At 48.3% G+C, this 24,320-nt stretch carries 19 protein-coding genes; 12 read left to right on the top strand and 7 right to left on the bottom strand.

Annotated features, from left to right (window positions below; genetic code table 11):
* Nucleotides 1-67 precede the first annotated feature (67 nt).
* The 4 genes from lpoB to OOK74_RS07205 all read left to right on the top strand — a co-directional run bounded on the left by lpoB (nt 68) and on the right by OOK74_RS07205 (nt 3,879).
* Complete coding sequence (gene lpoB, locus OOK74_RS07220; RefSeq protein WP_274721551.1) at nt 68-658, top strand: penicillin-binding protein activator LpoB; 591 nt, start codon at nt 68-70, stop codon at nt 656-658.
* A gap of 87 nt (nt 659-745) precedes the next feature.
* Nucleotides 746-1,603 carry a phosphotransferase gene (locus OOK74_RS07215; RefSeq protein WP_274721343.1) on the top strand — a complete coding sequence of 286 codons (858 nt, stop codon included), beginning with the start codon at nt 746-748 and terminating at the stop codon, nt 1,601-1,603.
* Between the two features lie 87 nt (nt 1,604-1,690).
* Nucleotides 1,691-2,230 carry an alpha/beta hydrolase YcfP gene (gene ycfP / locus OOK74_RS07210; protein ID WP_274721344.1) on the top strand — a complete coding sequence of 180 codons (540 nt, stop codon included), beginning with the start codon at nt 1,691-1,693 and terminating at the stop codon, nt 2,228-2,230.
* A 359-nt stretch (nt 2,231-2,589) separates the two neighbouring features.
* Complete coding sequence (locus OOK74_RS07205) at nt 2,590-3,879, top strand: NAD(P)/FAD-dependent oxidoreductase (protein WP_274721345.1); 1,290 nt, start codon at nt 2,590-2,592, stop codon at nt 3,877-3,879.
* A gap of 65 nt (nt 3,880-3,944) precedes the next feature.
* Here the strand turns inward: OOK74_RS07205 and OOK74_RS07200 are convergent, their stop codons facing one another.
* The 4 genes from OOK74_RS07200 to OOK74_RS07185 all read right to left on the bottom strand — a co-directional run bounded on the left by OOK74_RS07200 (nt 3,945) and on the right by OOK74_RS07185 (nt 11,389).
* Nucleotides 3,945-6,011 carry a beta-prism lectin domain-containing protein gene (locus tag OOK74_RS07200; protein WP_278182496.1) on the bottom strand — a complete coding sequence of 689 codons (2,067 nt, stop codon included), beginning with the start codon at nt 6,009-6,011 and terminating at the stop codon, nt 3,945-3,947.
* Nucleotides 6,012-6,368: 357 nt separating this feature from the next.
* Nucleotides 6,369-7,139 carry a peptidoglycan binding protein CsiV gene (locus OOK74_RS07195; protein ID WP_278182495.1) on the bottom strand — a complete coding sequence of 257 codons (771 nt, stop codon included), beginning with the start codon at nt 7,137-7,139 and terminating at the stop codon, nt 6,369-6,371.
* 195 nt (nt 7,140-7,334) lie between these two features.
* Complete coding sequence (gene mfd, locus OOK74_RS07190; protein WP_278182494.1) at nt 7,335-10,814, bottom strand: transcription-repair coupling factor; 3,480 nt, start codon at nt 10,812-10,814, stop codon at nt 7,335-7,337.
* A gap of 2 nt (nt 10,815-10,816) precedes the next feature.
* A complete protein-coding gene (locus OOK74_RS07185) occupies nt 10,817-11,389 on the bottom strand; it encodes a PilZ domain-containing protein (RefSeq protein ID WP_277205998.1) in 573 nt (190 codons plus the stop codon).
* A gap of 175 nt (nt 11,390-11,564) precedes the next feature.
* Between OOK74_RS07185 and lolC the strand changes: the two genes are divergently transcribed.
* The 3 genes from lolC to lolE are packed head-to-tail and all read left to right on the top strand — an operon-like array spanning nt 11,565 to nt 14,697.
* The gene (gene lolC / locus OOK74_RS07180; protein ID WP_278182493.1) at nt 11,565-12,773 is read left to right on the top strand and encodes a lipoprotein-releasing ABC transporter permease subunit LolC; all 1,209 of its coding nucleotides are present in this window, start codon (nt 11,565-11,567) and stop codon (nt 12,771-12,773) included.
* Nucleotides 12,766-13,452: a lipoprotein-releasing ABC transporter ATP-binding protein LolD gene (lolD, locus tag OOK74_RS07175; protein WP_278182492.1), complete on the top strand. Its 687-nt coding sequence runs from the start codon at nt 12,766-12,768 to the stop codon at nt 13,450-13,452. The genes lolC and lolD overlap by 8 nt, the downstream gene beginning before the upstream one ends.
* 3 nt (nt 13,453-13,455) lie before the next feature.
* Complete coding sequence (gene lolE / locus OOK74_RS07170) at nt 13,456-14,697, top strand: lipoprotein-releasing ABC transporter permease subunit LolE (RefSeq protein ID WP_274721352.1); 1,242 nt, start codon at nt 13,456-13,458, stop codon at nt 14,695-14,697.
* 148 nt (nt 14,698-14,845) lie between these two features.
* Here lolE and OOK74_RS07165 read toward each other — a convergent pair whose 3' ends face one another.
* Nucleotides 14,846-15,403 (bottom strand): DUF2062 domain-containing protein, encoded by a 558-nt coding sequence (locus OOK74_RS07165; protein WP_274721353.1) that lies wholly within the window; start codon nt 15,401-15,403, stop codon nt 14,846-14,848.
* A gap of 8 nt (nt 15,404-15,411) precedes the next feature.
* On the opposite strand from OOK74_RS07165, the gene OOK74_RS07160 reads away from it, so the two are divergent.
* Genes OOK74_RS07160 through kdsB form a run of 5 tightly spaced genes read left to right on the top strand, consistent with a single transcriptional unit; the run spans nt 15,412 to nt 21,362 of the window.
* Nucleotides 15,412-17,655 (top strand): DNA internalization-related competence protein ComEC/Rec2, encoded by a 2,244-nt coding sequence (locus OOK74_RS07160; protein ID WP_406707925.1) that lies wholly within the window; start codon nt 15,412-15,414, stop codon nt 17,653-17,655.
* A gap of 30 nt (nt 17,656-17,685) precedes the next feature.
* Nucleotides 17,686-19,434, top strand: coding sequence for a lipid A ABC transporter ATP-binding protein/permease MsbA (gene msbA / locus OOK74_RS07155; RefSeq protein WP_274721354.1), 1,749 nt, complete (start codon nt 17,686-17,688; stop codon nt 19,432-19,434).
* A 2-nt stretch (nt 19,435-19,436) separates the two neighbouring features.
* Nucleotides 19,437-20,444 (top strand): tetraacyldisaccharide 4'-kinase, encoded by a 1,008-nt coding sequence (gene lpxK / locus OOK74_RS07150; RefSeq protein WP_278182491.1) that lies wholly within the window; start codon nt 19,437-19,439, stop codon nt 20,442-20,444.
* Nucleotides 20,425-20,604, top strand: coding sequence for a Trm112 family protein (locus tag OOK74_RS07145; RefSeq protein WP_274721356.1), 180 nt, complete (start codon nt 20,425-20,427; stop codon nt 20,602-20,604). The genes lpxK and OOK74_RS07145 overlap by 20 nt, the downstream gene beginning before the upstream one ends.
* Entirely contained in the window at nt 20,604-21,362 is a 759-nt protein-coding gene (gene kdsB, locus OOK74_RS07140) for a 3-deoxy-manno-octulosonate cytidylyltransferase (protein ID WP_278182490.1), read from the top strand. Before OOK74_RS07145 ends, kdsB begins: the two co-directional genes overlap by 1 nt.
* Nucleotides 21,363-21,496: 134 nt before the next feature.
* Here kdsB and OOK74_RS07135 read toward each other — a convergent pair whose 3' ends face one another.
* Nucleotides 21,497-23,026 (bottom strand): SpoVR family protein, encoded by a 1,530-nt coding sequence (locus OOK74_RS07135; RefSeq protein WP_274721358.1) that lies wholly within the window; start codon nt 23,024-23,026, stop codon nt 21,497-21,499.
* Between the two features lie 12 nt (nt 23,027-23,038).
* Nucleotides 23,039-24,310, bottom strand: coding sequence for a YeaH/YhbH family protein (locus OOK74_RS07130; RefSeq protein WP_278182489.1), 1,272 nt, complete (start codon nt 24,308-24,310; stop codon nt 23,039-23,041).
* Between the last annotated feature and the right edge of the window lie 10 nt (nt 24,311-24,320).

The raw sequence follows: 24,320 nt of genomic DNA, 5'->3' as shown, positions 1-24,320 counted from the left end.
AAACACAAAAACAGTCAACCAACAAGCAAGTCACCAATAAAGAATCAGTGTGTTAAGAGGAATTATGATGAAAAAAAGTATTTTTGCCCTGCTAGGTTTAGCGGTCATTTTAGGCGGATGTTCAAATAAAGTCAGTTACGGTGATGCTCAAGCTGTGGAAACTGTCACGGTCGATTTTGGCTCTACCGATTTGCAGAAAATTGCGGCCGAAATGGTTGATAGTATGATGATGTCAGGCTCGGTGGCGGCGATAACGCGTGATAGCCGTCCGATTGTTTTTGTTGAGCGGATTAAGAACAAAACCAGTGAGCATATTGATACTGAGTCGATCACCGATACCATCAGTACCAAAATGCTCAATTCCGGTAAGTTCCGTTTTGTTGATATGGATCGGGTGGAAGCGGTACGCAATCAGCTTAACTTCCAAAATAACGATGAGCTAGTCAATCAAAGCACGGCGATTCAGTTTGGTAAAATGGTCGGCGCGCAATATATGTTGTACGGTAACCTTTCGAGCATTAACAAAAGTGCTGGTAAGGATAAAGATGTCTATTACAAGATGACCATGCGTTTGATGGATTTACAAACCGGCTTAATTGAGTGGGCTGACGAAACAGAAATTCGTAAACAACAATCGAAGAGTCTGCTCGGTTTTTAGTGCGTAGTTTTTTAACGTATAGGGTTTTTAACACCTAGGTTTTTCACGCATGGCTTTTTAAAGCATGGATAGGAAAGGAGTGACATGATGGCAAAGATTGCGTGGCGAGAAGCTTGTTCGCTCGACCCTACTTTGTTGTCATTGAACCACTTTTTCTCGCAGCCTCCGGATTATGCGCAGACCTTAACCGGAGGTCTGACCAATCGTTGCTGGAAAATTGTGGCTGGTGAGCGTGCTTTTGTATGGCGTCCGGTGACGGCGATCACCAAAGCATTTTCAATTTCTCGCGTTCAAGAATATCAAATACTTAAAGCGATTGAGCATGCTGCGATTGGTCCTAAAGCGGAACTGATTAATCCACAAGGTTTGTTGGTTGAGTGGATCGCCGGAGAATCTCTGACCGATAATCTTACCTTTGATTCGTTACTCAAAACTCAAACCCGCATCCATCAATTGGCGATTCATCGCATCCCAGTTGCTCCATTTAATTATCTTGGTCGAATCGATCATTACTGGTTGCAAATCGGTGATGGGTTGAAATCGGACTCAATTAAAGCGCTGTATGCCAAGTGGCGTAACATCCCCAATTTGGTGGATGTTGGCCAAGCGTTATGCCACTTTGATCTGGCTGGTTATAACATGGTTGGCAGTGCACAGGGGCCGCGAGTGATTGATTGGGAATATGCCGCGTTAGCGGATCCGAGGATTGATTTAGCACTGAGTATTGATGTCGCCGATCACCCTGTGCAAGAGGCGGTATTTCGTTATTGCCAATTGCGTCAATTATCCGCGATTGATGATTGGGTGGAAGGGGTACTCGCGTGGCAGCCGCGTACCACAATGTTAGCGATGCTTTGGTATCTGCTTGCTTATCAGTTGTGGGGCGATGAGCTTTATCGGCTGCAGGCACAGCGCTTAGAGAAAATTCTGTTGGCGGCGAGTTAGAGTTAGCACCGTAATTTAACCCTACAGCTCGTAGTGGATTAAAATTCTTCGTGATAGAGTGAAGTTTCAAGCAACGGGGGAAATATTATGATTATTTATTTACATGGATTTGATTCAACCAGCCCGGGCAACCATGAAAAAGTGCTGCAATTGCAGTTTATTGATAGTGATGTACGTTTTATTAATTACAGCACCTTACATCCAAAACACGATATGCAACACTTGTTGAAAGAAGTGGATAAGGCGATCCATCAATCGGATGATCCGCAGCCGCTAATTTGTGGTGTTGGGCTTGGTGGTTACTGGTCAGAACGGATTGGCTTCTTGTGTGGAATAAAACAGGTGCTGTTTAATCCTAATTTGCATCCCGAACGTACGATGCTTGGTCGAATTGATCGCCCAGAAGAATATGACGATATTGCGACCAAATGCGTAGCAAAATTTCGCGCCAAGAACCAAGGCCGCTGTTTAGTGATCTTATCGCGTCAGGATGAAATCCATGATAATCAGTGCAGCGCGCAAGAGTTGCAGGATTATTATCCAATCCGATGGGATGAAACTCAGACACATAAATTCAAAAAAATTTCTCACCATTTACAAACGATTAAGGCTTTTAAAAGCGCCTAATTGCCCAAACTGATGATATGCAGCAACAGTCTCTTCATGAGGCTGTTTTATTTTATCGTTACCCACCAGAAACCTCATCAAAGCACATCAATCTATAGTTGCAGGATCCAATCAGGCCGATATAATGGCTCACACTAAAATTTATTGATAAATATCAAAAAAAATTGAGAGCGAGTGATAAACTTGCCAATAACTTGTGCTAACGCAAGCTTTTGCTACCTTATAACGTGTTGCTGAGAGTAATCCACCCGCACCCAAATCTGCCAGTCAGCCAATAAGTTGCTGCTGGTAACCCATTTTCTCAGCGCGAGTGATCGAGCTGGATAATAATTATTAATCTTTAGTTGAGGATTGTTGCTGTGACACGAATTATCGTTGTAGGTGGTGGCGCTGGCGGTTTAGAGCTAGTCACCAAACTGGGTCGCACTCTTGGTCGTAAGGGACGAGCCAATATTACGCTAGTGGATCGTAATTCAAGCCATTTGTGGAAACCACTGCTGCATGAAGTGGCCACTGGTTCATTGGATGAGGGGGTAGATGCGCTCAGTTACCGTGCACATGCGAAGAATCACCGTTTTGATTTCCAGCTTGGTAGTTTGGAGTCGATTGACCGCGACAATAAAACCATCACGTTAAGTGAGCTCAAAGATGAGCACGGTGAGCTGCTGATGCCTAAACGTGATTTAGCATACGATATGTTGGTATTAGCGATTGGCTCAACCTCGAACGATTTCAATACCCCAGGGGTGAAAGAGCACTGTATTTTCCTAGATAGTCCTGAGCAGGCTAATCGCTTCCGTACTGAGATGAACAATGAGTTCCTCAAGCTGCACGCGAAAAACGGTCAGGGTACGGTTGATATTGCGATTGTGGGTGCAGGTGCGACTGGGGTTGAACTGTCTGCTGAACTGCACAATGCCGTCAAAGAACTGCACACTTATGGCTTTGGCGATCTTGATTCAAGTAAATTGAATGTTAATCTGATTGAAGCGGGTGAGCGTATTTTACCTGCGTTACCCCCACGTATTTCTGCTGCTGCACATCAAGAGTTGACCAAACTTGGGGTGAATGTGCGTACCATGACGATGGTGACTAAAGCGGAGCAAGACGGTTTAACCACCAAAGATGGTGAAAAAATTGCGGCACAGATTATGGTATGGGCGGCTGGCATCAAAGCACCTAACTTTATCAAAGATATTGCCGGTCTAGAAACCAACCGCATCAATCAACTGGTGGTGAAAAATACCCTACAAACGACCCGTGACGATGACATTTTTGTGATTGGTGATTTGGCACAATGCACGCAAGCCGATGGTAAATTTGTCCCACCACGCGCTCAAGCTGCCCATCAAATGGCTTCATTGGCATTTCGTAATATCGTGGCCAAAATGTATGGTCGCGAATTGAAACACTACGTGTATAAAGATCATGGTTCATTGGTATCACTCAGCCGTTTCTCAACCGTCGGTAGTTTGATGGGTAACCTCACTCGTGGTTCGATGATGGTTGAAGGACGTATTGCGCGCGTCGTTTATATTTCGCTGTATCGTATGCACCAAATGGCTTTGCATGGTGTGTTTAAAACCGGACTGATGATGTTAGTCGGTAGAATTAACCGAGTGCTTAGACCCAACCTTAAATTACACTAAGACTTCCCAACGAAACAAACCAAGCGGCCAATGGCCGCTTGGTTTGTTTGGTGTGGAACTTAAAGCTACTGTAATGGAACCCGAACTGTCGCCGAGCGGAAGCTGTTATGGCTTAACCAACTTGGCAGTGGCGGATTAGGGTCGTCATTATTCACCGCTGAGAAATGGAAAGCATATTGCTCCCATGTCCGAGTGGCATTTTGCCAAGGTTTACTTGGGTCTGCCGATTCATACACATATACACCATGGTTGATTTTGCTGTCGCGATCGTAATCATTGGCCACCATGATCAGTGCTGCATTATTGTCGCCGGCCAAATCGACGACGATAGGGTATTCCCACAGTGTGCCTGATGAGTTGGCAATAGTGCTTAATACCTGACCGGTTTTACCATCAAGAATGCGCATTCTTAAACGATCTTGCACGAGCACTTCATCGATGCCATCACCAGTGAAATCGTAGGCCGACACCCCAATCTTACCGCTGTTTAAATCATCATTTGCTACAGACCAGACTTGGTTACCTGCCGCATCGTACATATCAACCGCATAATATCCGGCATATACGATGCCCATATGTGAGGCGTCGGTACTGAGTTTACCGGTCAAAAATTGCACCGCGTTAACCTGCTGTAATTGCTTGATCTGATGTGGTGGTTTACTCCACACATTGACCCCTAACAGTTGTGAGTCTTTTGGGACCTCATAACGAACTGTCGTCGATTTTGACAGCATTACTGGAACTGGGTAAGGAATGGTTTTTTCTTTCCATACCGGTGCTAAGTAGGAGACTTGCTTGGTGTGCCAGCCAAATAACCAATAAGACACCGTTTTGCTTTGCCATTCAAAGTCTAAGTAAGTGATGGTTTTGGTTTTCCATTCAAAACTCGGATAAGTAAAAGCTGAATCCTTAGTCCCAACAGTGACTTGTTCGCCATTATCGAGTGTAAAGATCATTTCAAGTATTCCGTAAGTCCACCAATATTTATTCTTACCATAAGTCACTTCAATGGCGCGGACTTTACTGGTATCGATGCTGCTTACTGAGCCACCGTTACCCCCAAACATGGTTTGGCTATTTACACCTATTGCATCAACTACCGCACCAGAGCGAATCAGTAGTGGTTGGCCTGGTTCGACTACGATCTTTTGGCGATCACCCCATTCGGAGTAACCGTACACCAAAGATTCGGCATCGACTGTGGTTGCGATCCGACTCGGTTTGGCCAAGAAACTGGAAACGGCTTGTACGCTACCGCCAGGATTAGATGAATTGCTGATTTGCCATTTCACACTGCCATCGTGCTCAAGTACCGCGATAGTACTATTTTCTGGGGTGCTAAGTGACGCCGGAACAGAAACAATCAGTTCAGGTTGTTCATCCAAATCGAGGTTGGCGACTGAAGAGAACCACACAGTATCGTTGGCGGAATATTGCCATAGATACGCGCCACTATTTTGGTACAAGGTGCCATTGGCAAACACTTCACGTTGGCCATCGTCATCGCTATCAAAGGCCAGCGAACTGGGAGCCCAGTCATGGCTAAACAGTAGACCCGAATGGTAGTTGTACACCCCATCGGCCGCTAAAATATCAATCTGGCCATCGTTATCAATATCGGCAAGGCTAATATCGCCGACAGAACGCCAGCCAGAGGCTGATTTCAGCAATTGCTGTTTGAGGTTGCCTTGGTGATCGACAATATTGATATAGGGGCTTAGCCCGCTGGTGGAGACAATTTCGACGATTCCATCGCCATCAAGATCTGCGGCAGCGGGAGCATAGCGTGCATCGGCAATCACGCCACCATTGCTGTAGTCCCAAAGCTCTGAACCATCAATGCCACTTAGTGCTCGAAGGTAGCCACCTTGGGAATATTGATTACCGGTAAAAGTCACAATCACAATGTCAGCGACATCATGCTGATCAATTTTTCCATCGCCATTATCGTCATTGAGCTGTACCACAATCGGGGTCGTCATCACTTGGTTAGACTCAGGATGAAAAGCACTGGTTGACCAAGACCATTTCAGTTGGGTTAGGATCTCATCTGCAGCATGGGCAGGATCTTGAATCCCCCAGCTACTGAGTACTACGGCCCCAAGGGTGCATAGGGGGAGGTTAAGTTTCATGGGCTGTCCTTATCGTTTATATCCAGATCGTATCTTCGTGTTATAAGCAGCATTAGATGGTGTTAGGGATGGAGGCTGATCACTAAGCAAACATGAAGAAAATATACTGATAGTGACAGGATTATCGGTGTTGGATCATGGATGATTCAACCCAACAACACTGCAACTTAGGAGAGTTCTTGTGTTACAGACAGATCTCATTGTTATAAATGAGATAGCGTAAGGTTTATGAGACAAATACCTCGGGGGAATGGTCGTGGGGCTAACTATAATTGGCCAGCCGCCGTAGACAGGAACTGGGTTGGTAAAGGGGTTTGCCGCCACAATGGCTATCACGGCTCAAACCCCTAAGAGAGATTATTCGGCGACTCGACGGACTTGAATGATCACACCCATCAATGGGTGATCCAGATAGTGGGTTTCACCACTGCGCATCCGACGCTTTTGATCAAGCCGATAGCTTTTGAGGAAGCGTTGCTCTTGAACTTGCGGTGATACCGCTTCAAGCAACCCAGCTTGTACAGTCGCATCTTGCTCCTCTGGCATTAGACTTAGTTGCAATGGGGCATCTTGCAGTGTCACTTCACGCACGGCTGGTTTTTTCAAATCCAATAGTGCTTCGGCAAATAAAAAATGTTGTACATAGATTTGCAAAGTACCATCTAGCTCATAAAGTGGTTTAGCAATGCTCATTTCGGTGACACCATCAATCGGAGCATCGCTAGTACGGCTGCCGATTGGGTTGCCGTCCGCCTGAAATTGGTCTGAGAAATCCCGCCCTGCTTGAATATGAAATACCGGTGCAGCTTGGCGTCCCTGATCATTTTGTCGCCAAGCGGTATGCAGCAGCACCGTAAAACCAGCATGGTTACTTAATTTCTGAGCTTGCTCATTGAGTTGATAGGCCGATGAGGGCAGTAAAATGACACCTTTGCTTTGGCGAAAGCTGACATCGGCAAAACTGCCTGCGCGGGCAAAATTCAGTGGTGGTAGGCTATTGGGCCAAGATTCACTCACTTTTTCTGCATCGACCGCTCGTTTAAACATGATCACTTCAATATCAAACTGGCGAGCCGCCATGCTAGGCATGGCCAACAGCAATAGCAGCAGTGGGATCAATCGGTTCATTGTCACTCCATCGTTCAGTGCTCAACACTGGGTTATTACCTCAAGGCATTACCTATCGGTGTTCAATTATTGCTGGTTAATCACCGACGTTGCTATAGCCTTCCTACTTGACGCTACAGCGGTGTTGGCTAGGTTCGTTCACCCCAATCACACAGTTTGCCTATGCTCATGGAGACTCACTTACTTGCCGATAACTTAACGCGCAGGCAGCACATTTTGCTGGAAATTATGCAACATGTCAGCGACAAATTGGATCCGCGCACTGCGTTCAAGCAAAGGTAACGTAAATTTGAACTTAGTAGGTCCATCCATGGCAAACTGCTTAGGCTGCGATTGCAGCAGTTTAACCAAAAACAGTGGATTAATGTCAGCATTGGGATAGAACTCAATATAGCCCCCCCGCTCATGGGCTTCAATTTTGCGTACTTTCAGCCGCATCGCATTCAGTTTTAGCTTAGCAATGGTCAGCAAGTTTAACGCGGCATCTGGCAATTTACCAAAGCGATCAATCAACTCGACTTTAAGCTCGGCTAACTCATCTTCACTTGCTACGCTGGCGATCTGTTTGTACATCGATAAGCGAGTATTGATATCTGGGATATACTCCTCAGGCAGTAAGGCCGGCAGGCGCATTTCGACTTCGGTTTGCTCGCGCAGCAGATCATCCAGCGCTGGCTCTTTACCTGATTTAAGCGCTTCAACGGCTTGTTCGAGCATTTCCATATATAAGCTAAAGCCGACCGATTGGATCTGGCCACTTTGCTCTTCGCCTAGCAGTTCACCAGCGCCGCGGATCTCTAAATCGTGAGTCGCGAGGGTGAAACCCGCCCCCAAATCTTCTAAAGAGGCGATCGCTTCTAAACGTTTCACCGCATCTTTGGTGATGGCTTTAGGTGGGGGCGTGAGTAAATACGCATACGCTTGATGATGCGAACGACCGACTCGGCCACGCAGTTGATGTAATTGAGCTAAGCCTAAGTTGTCCGCACGATTAATAATAATCGTATTCGCGGTTGGGACGTCGATCCCGGTTTCGATAATCGTGGTACACACCAGTAAGTTAAAGCGCTGGTGGTAGAAATCGTTCATCACCTTTTCTAACTCACGTTCACGCATTTGGCCATGGGCAATGGTGATTCGGGCTTCAGGGATCAGCTTTTCTAAATCTGCTGCAACTTTATCGATACTTTCGACTTGATTGTGCAAGAAATAAACTTGGCCACCGCGCATGATTTCACGCAGCACCGCTTCGCGGATCACGCTCTCTTCGGTTTGGCGTACAAAGGTTTTGATGGCGAGCCGTCGTGCTGGAGGCGTAGCGATGATCGAGAGATCGCGCATACCACTCATCGCCATATTCAGAGTCCGTGGGATTGGCGTGGCGGTCAGGGTCAAAATATCCACATCGGCCCGCATCGCTTTGACTTTCTCTTTTTGCCGCACCCCAAAGCGGTGTTCTTCATCGACAATCAATAAACCAAGATCGGCGAATTGCAGCTCGCTCGATAATAATTTATGGGTGCCGACCAGAATATCAACCTTACCCTCGGCGACCTCTTGTAAGATCTGTTTTTGCTCCTTGGCCGATTTAAAGCGCGATAACACTTCCACGCGGATCGGCAAATTGGCAAAACGGTCGCGCAAATTCTCAAAATGTTGTTGAGCCAGTAGAGTGGTTGGCACTAATACCGCGACTTGTTTATTGTTATCGGTGGCGACAAAAGCAGCGCGCATCGCTACCTCGGTTTTACCAAAACCGACATCGCCGCACACTAATCGATCCATCGCTTTGGCTTGGCACATATCAGACAGTACCGCGTTGATCGCCATGGCTTGGTCGTCGGTTTCTTCAAACGGGAATGTGGCTTTAAAGGTTGCGTATTGTTCGCGATCAAGCTGGAATTTAAAGCCGGGTTTGATTTCACGTTTGGCATAAACATCGAGCAGTTCGGCAGCCACATCGCGCACTTTTTCTGCCGCTTTGCGACGGGCCTTAATCCAAGCTTCACCACCGAGCTTGTGCAATTGGGCCGACTCTTCTGCGCCGCCAGAATAACGGCTGATCAAATTGAGTGAAGAGACGGGCACATACAGCTTGGCTTCATTTTGGTACTCAAGCATCACGTATTCGCTGATCATGCCGCCGGCACTCAGCGTTTGTAAGCCTAAGTAACGACCAATCCCGTGATCGATATGCACCACCGGTTGCCCTGGTTTTAGCTCCGCCAGATTGCGGATCACCGCATCGCTATTGGTCGTGGTCTTGCGATCTTTTTTACGACGACGTTGCAGCACGCGATCGCCAAGTAAATCACTCTCACAAATTAGTGCGATCGGTGATGGATTATCATGACCGGTGAAGATAAATCCGTGTTCGGCCGCGCCTAAGATCAGCGAAAATTTCTCGGGCTGTTGACAGGCCGCGCTGAACGTAGGGTGATTGACTGGGCGTAACTTAATCCGTTGCAGCAGTTCCAGCAGCGCTTCACGGCGACCTTCCGATTCGACCGAGAAAATGATCTTGCCAGCAAACTGTTCACTGAATTGCCGCAGTGCCGCCAGTGGATCTTTATTTTGATGCTCAACCGCTAATGGCGGCAGCGCCTGCAAGGGTGGATTGATGCGACCGGCGCGCAGCTCAATCGGCTCGTTCGAGAGTAAGATCTGGGGCAGAGCTTTAAAGTGGCTGAATAGCTCATCTTTGCGTAGCCACAATTCATGGGGTGCGAGCAGTGGGCGCAGCGGATCAATATTGCGTTGGTCGTAGCGATGCGCTACATCGGCTAAAAAATGGTCGATGGATTGTTCGATTTCACCCACCACCAACAGTTGACTGTCGGTGGGCAGGTAATCAAATAAGGTTTCGCAATGTTCAAAAAATAGCGGTTGCCAATATTCAATGCCCGCTGGCCAAGTACCTTTAGAGACTTGACTATAGACAGATTCGGGTTCACGACGCGCTTCAAAGCGCTGACGCCATCGATTACGAAACTCTTCAATCGCCGCGGCACTGGTGGGAAATTCATGGGCCGGTAGTAGGCGAATTTCATCCATTTCCGCGATTGAGCGTTGGTTGTCCGGATCGAATGTGCGGATGGTATCGATTTCATCATCGAAAAAATCGATCCGGAATGGATCACTGCTGCCCATTGGGAACAGATCGAGAATTGAGCCACGACTGGCATACTCACCGGGACCAAATACTTGATCCACATGGCGATAGCCGTTGTTGGTCAGTTGTAAACGCAGTTTATCGAGCGAGCAATGATCGCCACGTTTAACGATTAAAGTGTGTTGCAGCAAAAACTCACGTGGGGATTGGCGCTGCAGCAAGGTGCTGATCGGCACAATCGTGATGCCGTGAGTTTGGCTCGGTAGCTGGTAGAGTCGCGCAATTCGATCAGAAATAATATCTTGATGCGGTGAAAAATTATCATAGGGTAGCGTTTCCCAATCTGGGAATAGCGCAACCTCATATTGGCTAAATTGCTCGATTTCCTGCAGCAGTTTAAGCGCGGTTTGTGGATCCGGCACTGCCAGTAAAGTATGGCTGTGGTGGGCATTGGCCAGTTCGGCAATCGCCAGCGCTAAGCTGGCGCCCGGCAAGTTACCGATGGCTTTTTTGTCTCCGGCACCTTGCGCCGCAAACAGAGAGAGTAGGGAGTTTCTAGTCATAGTCACGCTGTTTTTTCTCGATCTAGTGAGCGTTGACGCAGCAGGCGCTGCTGCTGGTATAAGGCGGCTTTGATCAACAGATCCTGATCCATATCACGCAGCAGTTCATATTTGAGCGTGATTAAGCAATGTTCAGCTTGCAATAGGCATTCAGTCACGCTCGCGTAGCCATAAATCGCCGCTGCGGGGTATTCCAAAAACAGTTTGATCCGCACTTTTTGGCCTAAAGGGAGTGGGGCTGGTGCCAAATAGGTGAGTTGGCTGGCACCAAAGCTCGTGGTGCTGGTGCGTAAGTCGGGATCATCTTGCTGGGCGAGCATAAAGGTCAGCAGCAGATTGAGTTTGGCGTTCTGTGCTTCGAGCAGTTGCAATACACTTGGAAAATCGCTGTTTTTGAGCTCGCTGCGCGCATTATCGCTAAGCTGCTCTAACTGGCTAAACTCGCTCGCCACTACAAATGGAGCGGGGATCTCGGCTTCAAAAACGGGGTGAGAAGGCAGGGTAAAATCGCTAGCCAGCGGCTGGACATTGAGAGTCAGTGCATGGTGAACAGTAAAAAATTCTTGGTTGGTCATAGGGGGTTCCTTCTCACATCAATGTTGATTATCGTCATAAGCGGTAACTAATCAAGGTATGTCCTTGTTCTCGGTGTGAAATAAATGCTTTGTTGCATTGATTTGCGAAAGAAAAACTACAACCGAACAGGGATTCTCGTTACAGTAGCGCCATGGTATTTCTAAGGTTGGATTTATGTTTCATCCGGTATCGGCTTTTATTGGTTGGCGTTATTTGCGCGGTCGTTCTGGCGATCGTTTTAGCCGTTTTGTCTCGTATATGTCGACAGCAGGGATCACGATTGGTGTGATGTCGTTGGTGACCGTGTTATCGGTGATGAATGGCTTTGAAGCGCAGCTTAAATCACGCATTCTTGGTGTACTGCCACAAGCGGTGGTCAGTGAGGCGACGGGAAAAACGACTCTGACGGCCACTCCGCCAAGTTTTATCGCAGCGTTATCGCCTTCGCGCCCAGCTGAGCCTTTGGTGCGCAGTGAAGCGGTAATACAAAGCCCAGCGCAATTGGCGGCGGGTCTGCTGATCGGCATTGAGCCGCAGCATAACGATCCGTTGAGTGGCTATTTAATGGCTGGCAGTGTTTCGACCTTACAGGCGGGCGAATATCAATTGCTGCTCGGTCATTTATTGGCACGCAATTTAAATGTCTCGCTTGGTGATAAGGTGCGCCTTATGGTCACTGAAGCCAGCCAATTTACCCCGCTAGGTCGCTTACCCAGTCAGCGTAATTTTACCGTGGCTGGGATATTTAACACCGGCTCGGATGTTGACGGCCAACTCATGGTCACCCATCGCCAAGATGCCGCTCGCTTACTGCGTTACGATGCGCAGACCATTTCAGGCTGGCGGCTATTTTTTGATGATCCCTTTGTGGTGAGTGATTATGCCCAACGCTCTTTACCGGAGGGTTGGCGTTGGAGCGACTGGCGCGAGCAGCGTGGCGAGCTGTTTCAAGCGGTACGTATGGAAAAGAACATGATGGGCCTAATGCTGGGTTTAATTGTTGGCGTGGCGGCGTTTAATATTATTGCTGCGTTGATCATGGTGGTAATGGAAAAGCAAGCGGAAGTAGCGATACTCAAAACCCAAGGTATGCAAGCGCAGCAAGTGCTGGCCATTTTCATGGTGCAAGGCGCGAGCAGTGGCGTGCTTGGCGCACTTAGTGGTGGTTTGCTTGGCGGTCTGTTGGCGGCGAATTTAAATCGTTTGTTGGAAACCTTCGGCGTAGCCCTATTTTCGGCGGGCGGCGGGTTACCGGTGGTGATTAATCTATGGCAAATTGGGCTGGTGATTGCTCTTGCGGTGGCTTTAAGTTTATTGGCGACACTGTTTCCTGCCTATCGCGCATCTTCTGTTCAACCCACTGAGGCATTACGTTATGAATAAGCTGTTATGTTGTTCGCAGGTGTGTAAAACCTATCAAGAAGGCGAGCTACACACCCAAGTGCTGCAAGGGATAAGTTTTGAACTGAAACGTGGCGAGTTGGTGTCGATTATTGGCTCCTCTGGCTCCGGCAAAAGTACCTTGCTGCATATTCTTGGCGCATTGGATGATGCGAGCTCTGGCCAAGTGGCGTTTCTTGATCAACCCTTGTCGCAACTCAGTTCTAATCAGCAAGCGAAAATCCGCAACCAGCATCTGGGGTTTATCTATCAATTTCATCATTTGTTAGCTGATTTTTCGGCGTTAGAAAATGTGGCCATGCCGCTGTTGATCGGTGGTCATCCGGTTGCGGCCGCCAAAGCAGCCGCACAACGTTTGCTTGAGCGGGTGGGTTTAGCCCATCGCTTAACTCATCGTCCCGCTGAGTTATCTGGCGGGGAGCGTCAAAGAGTCGCGATTGCACGTGCCTTAGTCAATAAACCGGATTTGGTACTGGCCGATGAGCCAACGGGTAATCTTGATCATCAAACGGCGCTGTCGATTTACGATTTGATGCGTGAGTTGAATCGCGAATCGGGCACCGCGTTTTTAGTGGTGACCCATGATAGTGAACTGGCGGCGAAAATGGATCGGCAGATGCAGATGAAAGATGGATTATTAACCGAGATTACGGGGGCGTAACGCTTGATTTCTCTCGCTCTGTTTATTGGTGGGCGTTTTAGTCGTGCCAAACAACGCAATAAGATGGTGTCGTTTATTTCACTCTCATCAACGCTGGGGATTGCCGTTGGAGTGGCGGTGATCATTATTGGTCTGTCGGCGATGAATGGTTTTGAGCGTGAGTTGCAATCGCGGGTGTTGTCGGTGATCCCTCATGGTGAGTTTGAAGGGGTGCGTGGCCCGGTGCAGCGTTGGCCGGAGCTGATCGCACAAGCGACCGAACATCGGCAAATTGTTGCGGCGGCGCCTTATGTAAAAATGACGGCGTTGGCAGAAAACGGCACTCAGCTAAAAGCGCTTGAAGTACGTGGAGTCGATCCACAGCGTGAGCAAACGGTATCGCGTCTGGCACAATTTATCAGTGCGCAGGCGTGGCAAAATTTTGTCCCCGATCAGCAGCAGGTGATTTTGGGCCAAGGGGTGGCAGAAAAACTGGGTGTGCAAATCGGTGATATGATCACTTTGCTACTGCCCAGTACCGCCAGTGGTGACAAATTACAAGCTCCGAAGCGAGTGCGAGTCACCGTGAGTGGCTTGTTGGCGCTCAATGGGCAAATTGATCACAGCTTGGCGCTAATACCGCTTGAGGATGCCCAGCGTTACGCCAATTTAGGTGATGGTGTCACCGGGGTGGCGGTGAAAGTTGATCAGGTCCTGCAAGCGACCCAGATCGTACGTGAGGTGGGCAACCAGCTTAGCGAATATGTTTATCTCAATAGCTGGCAGCAAAAATATGGCTTTTTATACCGTGATATTCAGCTGGTGCGCACCATTATGTATTTAGTAATGGTATTGGTGATCGGGGTCGCGAGCTTTAACATTGTCTCTACCTTGATGATGGCGGTCAAAGATCGGGCGGCGGAGATTGCTATTTTACGTACCATGGGGGCCAGTGATGGCCTGATTAAGCGTATCTTTGTCTGGCAAGGGGTCTTTTCTGGTGTGCTAGGCAGTGTGGCTGGCAGCATCGCGGGAGTATTAATTGCATTCAATTTAACCCGATTGGTCAACGGGTTAGAGCAGTTGATTGGCCATCAGTTTTTATCTGGCGATATCTATTTTGTCGATTTTTTGCCTTCACAAGTTGAAGCCTTGGATGTGCTATTGGTGTCCGGTACTGCGATCGTGTTGAGCCTGTTGGCGACCTGGTACCCAGCGCGGCGCGCCAGTCGATTAAATCCAGCCCAAGTGCTCAGTAGTAAATAATCTCCATGTGGGATAACTGAGGCCACTGCAGGCAACATCAACAAAAAAGGACCGAATGGTCCTTTTTTCATCTTAATTTGACACGCTTTGCATCGGTAGTTCGCTTATCACTCACAATTTACTTGGCCCAGGGGGAGGCCGCGGTGCATTACGGTCGATTCTCCGGCATGTTATTGACGCGGCTTTTATTAATTCGACTATTAAGACGGCGTTTTTGCCAACTGCGCACCACCGAATAACGCCATAAGGCATGAATACTAAAATAGCCGATTAATGCTGCTATCACAGCGCAAACTACCGAGCCGAGTAAAAACGGCAGGCCGATGGTGTTCATTTGATTGAGCAGAAATTCCCAACTCAACTCTAAGTGGAATGATTGGGGAGGGATGCCCATGAGCCAAGCGCCCACTTTATAAGTGCAATAGAAGATCACTGGCATGGTGATGGGGTTGGTGATCCACACTAACGCAACGGATAGCGGTAAGTTAACCCCCAGAGCAATTGCTGCACCTGCGGCCATGATCATCTGACTGGGTAGAGGGATAAAAGCCATAAATAGACCAACCGCAAAAGCCCCTGCCGCTGAGCGGCGATTAAGACACCAAAGGTTTGGGTTGTATAACACATTTCCAAATACGCGCAGGGCTTTTTGGCGTTTGATCACATCGTGGTCAGGCATAAACCGTTTAATAAATTTTTTTGGCATACGGGATTATGACTCTCTTGTCGAATTACTGGTCGCTAATGGCATTTTCACTCACCATGCTCTCTGCACCATATTGGCCATGGATGCCAACGTGGGGCTGGGCGTGGTTTTGCCTCATGATATGTGGCCTGTGCATCTATTACCGAATTTGCCGTCAATGGCTTGGTTTAGGATTGGCCATCCTGACCATAGTGCTACATGGCAATCTTATACGAGATCAATCCAACCTGCTCTATCAAGCAGGCCCGGATATTAGCATAAAAGGCCGAGTTGACAGCTTTTTTACACAAACTCGTTACGCCTATGAGGGGTTGATCTTAATTCATCAGGTCAATGGTCAAAGATTGCACCGATGGCATCAACCGCGCGTGCGTTTAACCGCGCCATTACCGTTACAGCCCAATGATCAATTCGAATTTTCCGTAACCTTGAAACCGGTGATTGGGCGACTTAATCAAGTCGGTTTTGATTTAGAAGCGCATTCGATGGCGCAATCGGTCTTAGCTCGCGCCAGTGTTAAACCCAATACCAGCTACCAAATTATCCAGCGGGGAGATGTCCGGTCTGCTTGGCTAACCCAATTGACCGCATTGACTGATGCTAGCCGCTTCCAAGGCTTGATCTTAGCGCTGACCTTTGGTGAGCGTAAAGCGATCGAGGAATCCGAGTGGCAAGCACTGCGCAACAGCGGTTTGATTCATTTAGTGGCTATTTCTGGCTTACATATTGGTATCGCATTCAGCTTAGGCTATGTGCTGGGGGCGGGTTTGATGCGTTGGCATGTCAAGCTGATCTGGTCGCCTTTTATCCTCGGTGGCTTATTAGCACTGCTGTATGCTTGGTTGGCCGGATTCACGCTACCCACTCAGCGTGCGCTGATCATGTGTCTGCTCAACGTGGCGTTGGTGGTATTGGCTTTGCCATTGTCGGCGTATCAGCGCATTTTACTCACCCTCGCGGTGGTGCTGTTTTGGTCGCCGTTCGCTTCGCTCTCCAATAGCTTTTGGATGTCATTTCTCGCGGTTGCAGTGGTGCTTTATCAGCTCGCCAGCCAAAATCAACGTCAAGCCAAGTGGCAGAGATTATTGTGGGCGCAAATCTCTCTGGTCTGTTTAATGGCGCCGGTCACGGCGTATTTTTTTGGTGGATTGAGCATTACGGCTGTGCTGTACAATTTGTTGTTTATCCCGTGGTTTTCATTGGTGATTGTACCGGTGCTATTCTTCGGTCTGCTACTGATGGTGGCGCTTCCGAGTTGGGCACCTGGCTACTGGCCATGGGTGGATTGGACTTTTATGCCACTGGAGTGGGCGCTGCAATTTGCTGAAGTCGGTTGGTTGGTGGTACCCAAGCAGGTACAAGGTATCGTGATCGGAATTGTGGCGGTGAGTTTGTTGTATCGAATCATTAGCCGCCAAGCGTGCGCGTTGATATTGATCATGATTGGGTTATGGTGGTGGTTTCCCGGCATCAAGCCGCTTTGGCGAATCGATGTGCTGGATGTTGGGCATGGCTTGGCGATCATGATTGAGCAGAATCAGCGGGCGATTATCTACGATACTGGCAGCAGTTGGCCGACTGGAAGCTACGCTCACAGCGTGATTGAGCCGCTGTTACAGCAGCGTGGGATTCAGCAATTAGATGGGCTGATTTTAAGTCATCTGGATAATGATCATGCGGGAGATTGGCAAGGATTGGCTAGCCGCTGGCAGCCGCGTTGGATCCGTAGTAGTCAACACGGTGTGCAATTTGAGCCTTGTGTCCGAGGTGTGAGTTGGCAGTGGCAGTCACTTGAATTTAATGTGTTATGGCCGCCGCAACGGGTGAGCCGAGCTTATAACCCGCACTCCTGCGTGATCCGCGTCAGCGATACACAATCCCAGCATTCGGTGTTGTTATCCGGTGATGTCACCGCGCTGGGTGAGTGGTTACTCGCCCGAGATGGCGTTGTATTACAAAGTGATGTGATGCTAGTGCCGCATCATGGCAGTAAAACCTCATCGACCGCCGAGTTTATAGCCCAAGTGCAACCCCAGTTGGCGATCGCTTCTCTGGCCAAAGATAACCGCTGGAACTTGCCTCATCCACAGGTGGTTGCACGTTATCAGCAGCAACAAGTGCAGTGGCTAGATACCGGACAAATGGGGCAGATTTCGCTATTTTTCTATCCGGATCAGCTTGATTGGTTGGCTCAGCGGCGGCGCTACTGGGAGCCTTGGTATAGGCAGATGCTACGTAAAGGGGTAGAATGAGGCCAATTTTGTAATCAGAAAAGCCTTTCTATGTCACTTCACTCTGACGAATCTAACTGGCAGACCTTTAAACGTCTGTGGACTTATATCAGCACCTATAAAGCGGGGCTGGTGGTGGCAACCATCGCGTTGATCATTAATGCGGTTGCCGATACCTACATGATTTCACTGCTTAAACCCTTATTAGATGAAGGGTTTGGTGATGCTGAATCGACTTTTTTGCGCATTCTACCGTTTATGATTTTAGGTCTGATGTTTGTGCGTGGACTAAGTAGTTTTGCTTCTGCCTACTGCTTGAGCTGGGTATCTGGCAACGTGGTGATGCAAATGCGCCGTGGTTTGTTTAACCATTTTATGCATATGCCAGTGAGCTTTTTCGATCAACAATCCACGGGCGGACTTTTGTCGCGGATCACTTATGATTCGGAGCAAGTCGCTGGAGCCACCAGCCGAGCTTTGGTGAGCATTGTGCGGGAAGGGGCCAGTATTGTTGGCTTGCTGGTACTGATGTTTTGGAACAGTTGGCAGCTCTCTTTAGTCTTGATTGTGGTTGCACCAGTGGTGGCGTTTGCAATTAGCTTTGTCTCGAAGCGTTTTCGCAAGATTTCCCGCAATATGCAGACGACGATGGGACACGTCACTTCGTCTGCGGAGCAGATGCTCAAAGGGCATAAAGTGGTGCTCAGTTACGGTGGGCAAGCGGTGGAGCGTAAGCGTTTCGACCAAGTCAGTAACCGAATGCGTCAGCAAACCATGAAATTGGTGTCGGCACAGGCGACGGCTGATCCGGTGATCCAGATGATTGCTTCCCTAGCACTGTTTGCGGTGCTGTTTTTGGCGAGTGTTGATTCTATTCGAGCCGAATTGACCCCGGGTACCTTTACTGTGGTGTTTTCCGCCATGTTTGGCTTAATGCGTCCGCTGAAAGCGTTAACCAATGTCACTTCGGATTTCCAACGCGGGATGGCCGCATGTCAAACTCTATTTGGTTTGATGGATCTGGAAACCGAGCGTGATAATGGCAAATATGCGGTGGATCGTGTGAAAGGTGAGGTGGTAGTGCAAGATGTCACTTTCACTTACCAAGGCAAAGACAAGCCGGCGTTATCCAATGTGTCGTTCACCATTGAGCAAGGTAAAACCGTCGCATTGGTGGGGCGCTCAGGCTCTGGCAAATCGACCATCGCGAACCTCTTTACTCGTTTTTACGATGTGGATAGTGGCGCGATCCGTTTAGATCAGCACGATGTGCGCGATTATAAGCTGACCAATCTTCGTCGCCATTTCGCATTGGTATCACAGAACGTACATCTGTTTAATGACAGCATCGCCAACAATATTGCCTATGCTGCGGAAGGCGAATACACCCGTGAGCAGATTGAGCAAGCGGCGCGTCAAGCCCATGCGATGGAGTTTATCGAAAATCTGCCGCAAGGTTTGGATACTGTGATCGGTGAAAATGGTACCAGTTTGTCTGGTGGTCAGCGGCAGCGAGTGGCAATTGCTCGGGCGTTGTTGCGTGATGCACCAGTGCTGATCCTTGATGAAGCAACTTCGGCGCTGGATACGGAATCAGAGCGAGCGATTCAAGCGGCACTCGATGAGCTACAGAAAAACAAAACAGTGTTAGTGATTGCCCACCGTTTATCGACCATTGAACAAGCGGATGAAATCTTGGTGGTTGATGAAGGGCAAATCATTGAGCGTGGTCGTCATGCTGAGTTGCTAGCTCAAGACGGCGCCTATACTCAACTGCACCGCATTCAGTTTGGTGAATAGCGGTGATTGAAAAAATTTGGTTTCAACGCCATCTGCTGAGTTACTTATTATGGCCACTGTTGTGGCCGTTAAGCTTGATATTCGCTGCGATCAGCCGCGCACGGCGTAACGCTTATCAAACTGGCCGTAAAGCCACTTTCCGAGCTCCGATCCCTGTGGTGGTGGTGGGTAATATTACCGCTGGCGGTAATGGTAAAACGCCAGTGGTGATTTGGTTAGTGGAAACGTTGCAAAAACTGGGTTATCGACCGGGCGTTGTATCACGTGGTTATGGGGCGAAAGCACCGAGTTACCCGCTGTTGGTTAATCAGCACACCCCGCCAGAGCATTGTGGTGATGAGCCAAAGCTGATCTTTCAACGCAGCGGCGCGCCGGTGGCGGTGGATCCGGTACGTAGCCAAGCGGTACAAGCACTTGTGGCATGCGGAGTGAATATCATCATCAGTGATGATGGTTTACAGCATTATGCTTTGCAGCGCGATATTGAAATTGCCGTGGTTGATGGCGTGCGCCGTTTTGGTAATCAGCAGTTGATCCCGCTTGGGCCGCTGCGTGAACCGATTAGCCGGTTACAGCAGGTGGATTTTATTATTACCAATGGCGGTCGTGCGCAACCCAATGAAATCGCTATGCACCTGCAGCCAGATTTGGCGGTTAACCTGCGCACCGGTGAGCGTTGCCCAGTCAATCAATTGACTCGTGTGTGCGCTATGGCTGGAATTGGTCACCCGACGCGATTTTTTAATACTTTACGGGCACTGAATGCGGATTTGTTGGTTTGCCAAGGGTTTGCGGATCACCAGGCGTTTGATGCCACGCAGTTAAAGCAACTGGCACAGCAGGGTGACCATCTGATCATGACGGAAAAAGATGCAGTTAAATGTGCTGGATTTGCACAAGCCAATTGGTGGTATTTGCCCGTTTCGGCTCAATTTGCTCCAGACATGGAGCTGCGTATTGTCGACAAAATTAAAGAGGTAATGGAGTCATATGGATCACCGTCTGCTTGAAATCGTCGCTTGTCCAGTGTGTAAGGGTAAGCTGAGTTACGATAAAACTCGCCAAGAATTGATTTGTAAACTGGATCGTCTGGCTTATCAAATCAAACAAGGTATTCCGGTGCTGTTAGAGTCAGAAGCTCGTAGCATGAGTATGGATGAGGGACGCTAATGTCATTTACGGTTGTGATCCCAGCCCGCTATCAATCAACCCGTTTGCCGGGTAAGCCGCTGGCCGATATTGGTGGCAAGCCAATGATTCAATGGGTGTACCAGCAAGCGATGCAAGCGGGAGCTGAGCGAGTGATTATTGCCACTGACGATCAGCGGGTGGCTGATGTCGTGCAAGCGTTTGGTGGTGTAGTGTGTATGACCTCGCCTGATCATCAATCAGGTACCGAGCGATTGGCGGAAGTGGTTGAAAAAATGGCGATCCCTGCTGAGCACATTGTGGTTAATGTGCAAGGTGATGAGCCTTTGATCCCACCAGTGATTATCCGTCAAGTCGCGGACAACCTAGCTGCTTGCCATGCGCCAATGGCGACTCTGGCAGTGCAAATTGAGCAGCAAGCGGAAGTGTTTAATCCCAATGCGGTTAAGGTAGTGACTGATAAACACGGTTATGCGCTGTATTTTAGTCGCGCGACCATTCCTTGGGATCGCGATCATTTTGCCACGCCAGAGCCAACGATTGCACAGCCAGTGCTGCGCCACATTGGCATTTATGCTTATCGTGCGGGTTTCATCCACACCTACCTTCAGTGGCAACCTAGCCAATTGGAAAAAATTGAGAGCTTAGAGCAGCTGCGCGTGCTTTGGCATGGTGAGAAAATTCATGTTGCAGTAGCCTTACAAGCGCCTCCGGCTGGCGTTGATACCCCAGAAGATTTGGCTTTAGTTCGGCAGATTGTCGCTCAGCAAGCTCACTGAGCGGCCTGATCCGCGATGATCCGTTGGTGATAGTCAGTAATGATTGACTGATTATCACCAAATTATCGACAGCCAAACTATCGACTACAAAACTACCAACTACAAAACCATCAGATCATCCAATCACCAAGCGGTTAAATTGGGCATTCAAAATGGCTCTTTTTCGGGCATGTCGCCAGCAGATCTCGACGCCCGCTCTCTTTAACTTCTTCGAGCTTAACCTCAAAGCCCCACAGCCGGTGCAAGTGTTTTAGTACCTCTTCATAGTTGGCTTCTAACGGGATGCGATTATGAGGCACATATTGTAAGGTTAAGGAGCGATCACCGCGAATATCGACGCTATACACTTGAATATTCGGCTCTAAGTTACTCAGGTTGTATTGTGCCGCGAGCTTTTCACGGATCGCTTGATAGCCGAGTTCATCATGAATGGCACTGATTTCAATTTGATTCTTTCTATCGTCATCACAAACCGCGAACAGCTTAAAATCGCGGATCAGCTTGGGCGATAAGTATTGGCTGATAAAGCTCTCATCTTTAAAGTTACGCATCGCAAAATGCACCGCTTCTAACCAATCGCTGCCGGCTAATTTGGGAAACCAGCGTTGATCCTCCTCGGTTGGCTCTTCACAGATGCGTTTAATGTCACGAAACATCGCAAAGCCAAGTGCATAAGGGTTAATCCCATTGAAATAACGGCTGTTATAAGGTGGCTGTGCGACGACACTGGTATGGCTATGTAGAAACTCGAGCATGAAGCGGTCGCTGAGTAAGCCTTCATCATACAGATGATTGAGCAGGGTATAGTGCCAAAAGGTCGCCCAACCTTCATTCATGACTTGGGTTTGTTTTTGCGGATAGAAATATTGGCTAATTTTACGCACGATACGCACAATTTCACGCTGCCAAGGTTCGAGTAATGGGGCATGTTTTTCAATAAAGTACAGAATGTTTTCTTGTGGTTCAGCCGGGAAGCGGTGCTGTTGTTCTGCGGTCACGTTTTTTTTCGGTACGGTACGCCACAGTGTATTAACCTGTGATTGCAGATAGTTTTCGCGCTCTTCTTGGCGTATTTTTTCTTCGGCGATGGAAATTTTTTCTGGCCGCTTATAGCGATCAACCCCATAGTTCATTAATGCATGACAAGAATCGAGTAGCGTTTCAACTTCCTCCACCCCGAATTTTTGTTCACATTCGGCGAGGTAATGTTTGGCAAACAGCAGATAATCGATAATCGAACTGGCATCCGTCCAAGTTTGGAACAGGTAGTTACCTTTGAAAAAAGAGTTATGCCCGTAGCAGGCATGTGCCATGACCAAGGCTTGCATGGTGATGGTGTTTTCTTCCATCAGATAGGCGATACACGGATCCGAGTTGATCACGATTTCGTAGGCTAAGCCCATTTGACCGTGTTGGTAATTTTGCTCGGTTTGGATGAATTTTTTACCAAATGACCAGTGATGATAATTAATCGGCATACCGATGCTGGAGTAAGCATCCATCATCTGCTCTGAGGTGATGATCTCAATCTGGTTAGGGTAAGTCTCTAAACGGTAAAGCTCTGCTACACGGCTGATCTGTTGGTGATAGCGCTCCAGCAGTTCAAATGTCCAATCTGGGCCATCTGGCAGTGGTTGGTGGTGCAGTGTCGCTTGGATGGTCATGTTGCGCTCTCCCTACTCGTGTTCCTTTTGAAACAGCTCCCTAAACACCGGAAAAATATCATCAACACTACGAATATGTTTCATCGCAAAGTGACTGAAAGAGGGCTGCAATTTTTCATATTCGTGCCACAGCGTTTGGTGTGAACGGCGCGTGATTTCGATATAGGCATAATATTGGCAATCAGGCAGCAATTGGTTGGCCAGTAGCTCTTTACAGCGCGGCGAATCATCCGCCCAGTTATCGCCATCCGAAGCTTGTGCCCCATAAATATTCCATTGGTTAAGTGGGTAGCGCGCTTTAATGATCTCATTCATTAATTTCAAGGCACTGGAAACAATGGTTCCGCCAGTTTCTTGTGAGTAGAAAAAATCGTGTTCATTAACCTCTTTGGCTTGGGTATGATGACGAATAAACACCACCTCGACATTGTCATAAGTGCGAGTTAGAAATAAGTAGAGCAGCACATAAAAGCGCTTAGCAATCTCTTTAGTCGCTTGATCCATTGATCCTGAGACATCCATCAGCGAGAACATGACCGCTTGACTGGATGGGATCGGCCGCTTCTCATAGTTTTTAAAACGTAAATCAAAGGTATCGATAAAAGGCACGCTATCGATTTTTTTACGCAGATCTTCAATCTGTTGTTTGATGTGCCTCTGTTCGATGATTTGTGGTGGTTCAAGGCGCTGGATTTCGGTTAATTGTTGTTGTAACTCATCAAGCAAACGGCGTTTGCTGGCAGTCATCGCTGTGCGACGGGCTAATGATTGTTGCAGTGAACGAACCACCGCAATGTTAGACGGTACACCGGCGGTTTTGAAACCTGCGCGATGGGTTTTCCATTCGGCGATTTTATTAGCGTGATTTTTTTTGAGGTTGGGTAGCGCTAAATCTTCAAACAAAATATCAAGATATTCATCTCTGGAGAGCTGGAAAATGAAATCATCACTGCCTTGGCCATCAGCACTGGCATCACCTTCTGCTGCACCGTTATTACCTTGACCTGTTTTGGGGCGTTCGATTTTATCACCGCGGATAAATTGGTCATTACCCGGATGCACCTGCTCACGCACACCACCTTTGCCTTGCTGAAACATCGGCTCTTTAATGTCGCGAGTTGGGATGGCAACGCCTTCACCGCTTTCGGTATTGGTGATTGAGCGGCGGTTAACCGCATCCGCGACTGACTCTTTGATCTGCTGCTTATAGCGACGTAAAAAGCGTTGCCGATTGACGGTACTTTTGTGCTTGCCGTTGAGCCTTCTGTCGATAAATTGCGCCATGCACTGCTCC

It is taken from the genome of Vibrio misgurnus (assembly GCF_029635775.1).
GTDB classification, from domain to species: Bacteria; Pseudomonadota; Gammaproteobacteria; order Enterobacterales; family Vibrionaceae; genus Vibrio; species Vibrio chanodichtyis.
The sequence above is the reverse complement of the archived record's forward strand: the minus strand, read 5'-3'. Positions and strand labels throughout refer to the sequence as shown.

Coding starts and splice junctions, on each gene's coding strand:
- OOK74_RS07145 (WP_274721356.1), top strand. CDS start 20,425: ATGGATCACCGTCTGCTTGAAATCGTCGCTTGTCCAGTGTGTAAGGGT.
- OOK74_RS07215 (WP_274721343.1), top strand. CDS start 746: ATGGCAAAGATTGCGTGGCGAGAAGCTTGTTCGCTCGACCCTACTTTG.
- msbA (WP_274721354.1), top strand. CDS start 17,686: ATGTCACTTCACTCTGACGAATCTAACTGGCAGACCTTTAAACGTCTG.
- ycfP (WP_274721344.1), top strand. CDS start 1,691: ATGATTATTTATTTACATGGATTTGATTCAACCAGCCCGGGCAACCAT.
- OOK74_RS07195 (WP_278182495.1), bottom strand. CDS start 7,139: ATGAACCGATTGATCCCACTGCTGCTATTGCTGTTGGCCATGCCTAGC.
- kdsB (WP_278182490.1), top strand. CDS start 20,604: ATGTCATTTACGGTTGTGATCCCAGCCCGCTATCAATCAACCCGTTTG.
- OOK74_RS07160 (WP_406707925.1), top strand. CDS start 15,412: ATGACTCTCTTGTCGAATTACTGGTCGCTAATGGCATTTTCACTCACC.
- lolD (WP_278182492.1), top strand. CDS start 12,766: ATGAATAAGCTGTTATGTTGTTCGCAGGTGTGTAAAACCTATCAAGAA.
- OOK74_RS07165 (WP_274721353.1), bottom strand. CDS start 15,403: ATGCCAAAAAAATTTATTAAACGGTTTATGCCTGACCACGATGTGATC.
- lolC (WP_278182493.1), top strand. CDS start 11,565: ATGTTTCATCCGGTATCGGCTTTTATTGGTTGGCGTTATTTGCGCGGT.
- OOK74_RS07135 (WP_274721358.1), bottom strand. CDS start 23,026: ATGACCATCCAAGCGACACTGCACCACCAACCACTGCCAGATGGCCCA.
- lpoB (WP_274721551.1), top strand. CDS start 68: ATGAAAAAAAGTATTTTTGCCCTGCTAGGTTTAGCGGTCATTTTAGGC.
- OOK74_RS07185 (WP_277205998.1), bottom strand. CDS start 11,389: ATGACCAACCAAGAATTTTTTACTGTTCACCATGCACTGACTCTCAAT.
- OOK74_RS07200 (WP_278182496.1), bottom strand. CDS start 6,011: ATGAAACTTAACCTCCCCCTATGCACCCTTGGGGCCGTAGTACTCAGT.
- mfd (WP_278182494.1), bottom strand. CDS start 10,814: ATGACTAGAAACTCCCTACTCTCTCTGTTTGCGGCGCAAGGTGCCGGA.
- OOK74_RS07130 (WP_278182489.1), bottom strand. CDS start 24,310: ATGGCGCAATTTATCGACAGAAGGCTCAACGGCAAGCACAAAAGTACC.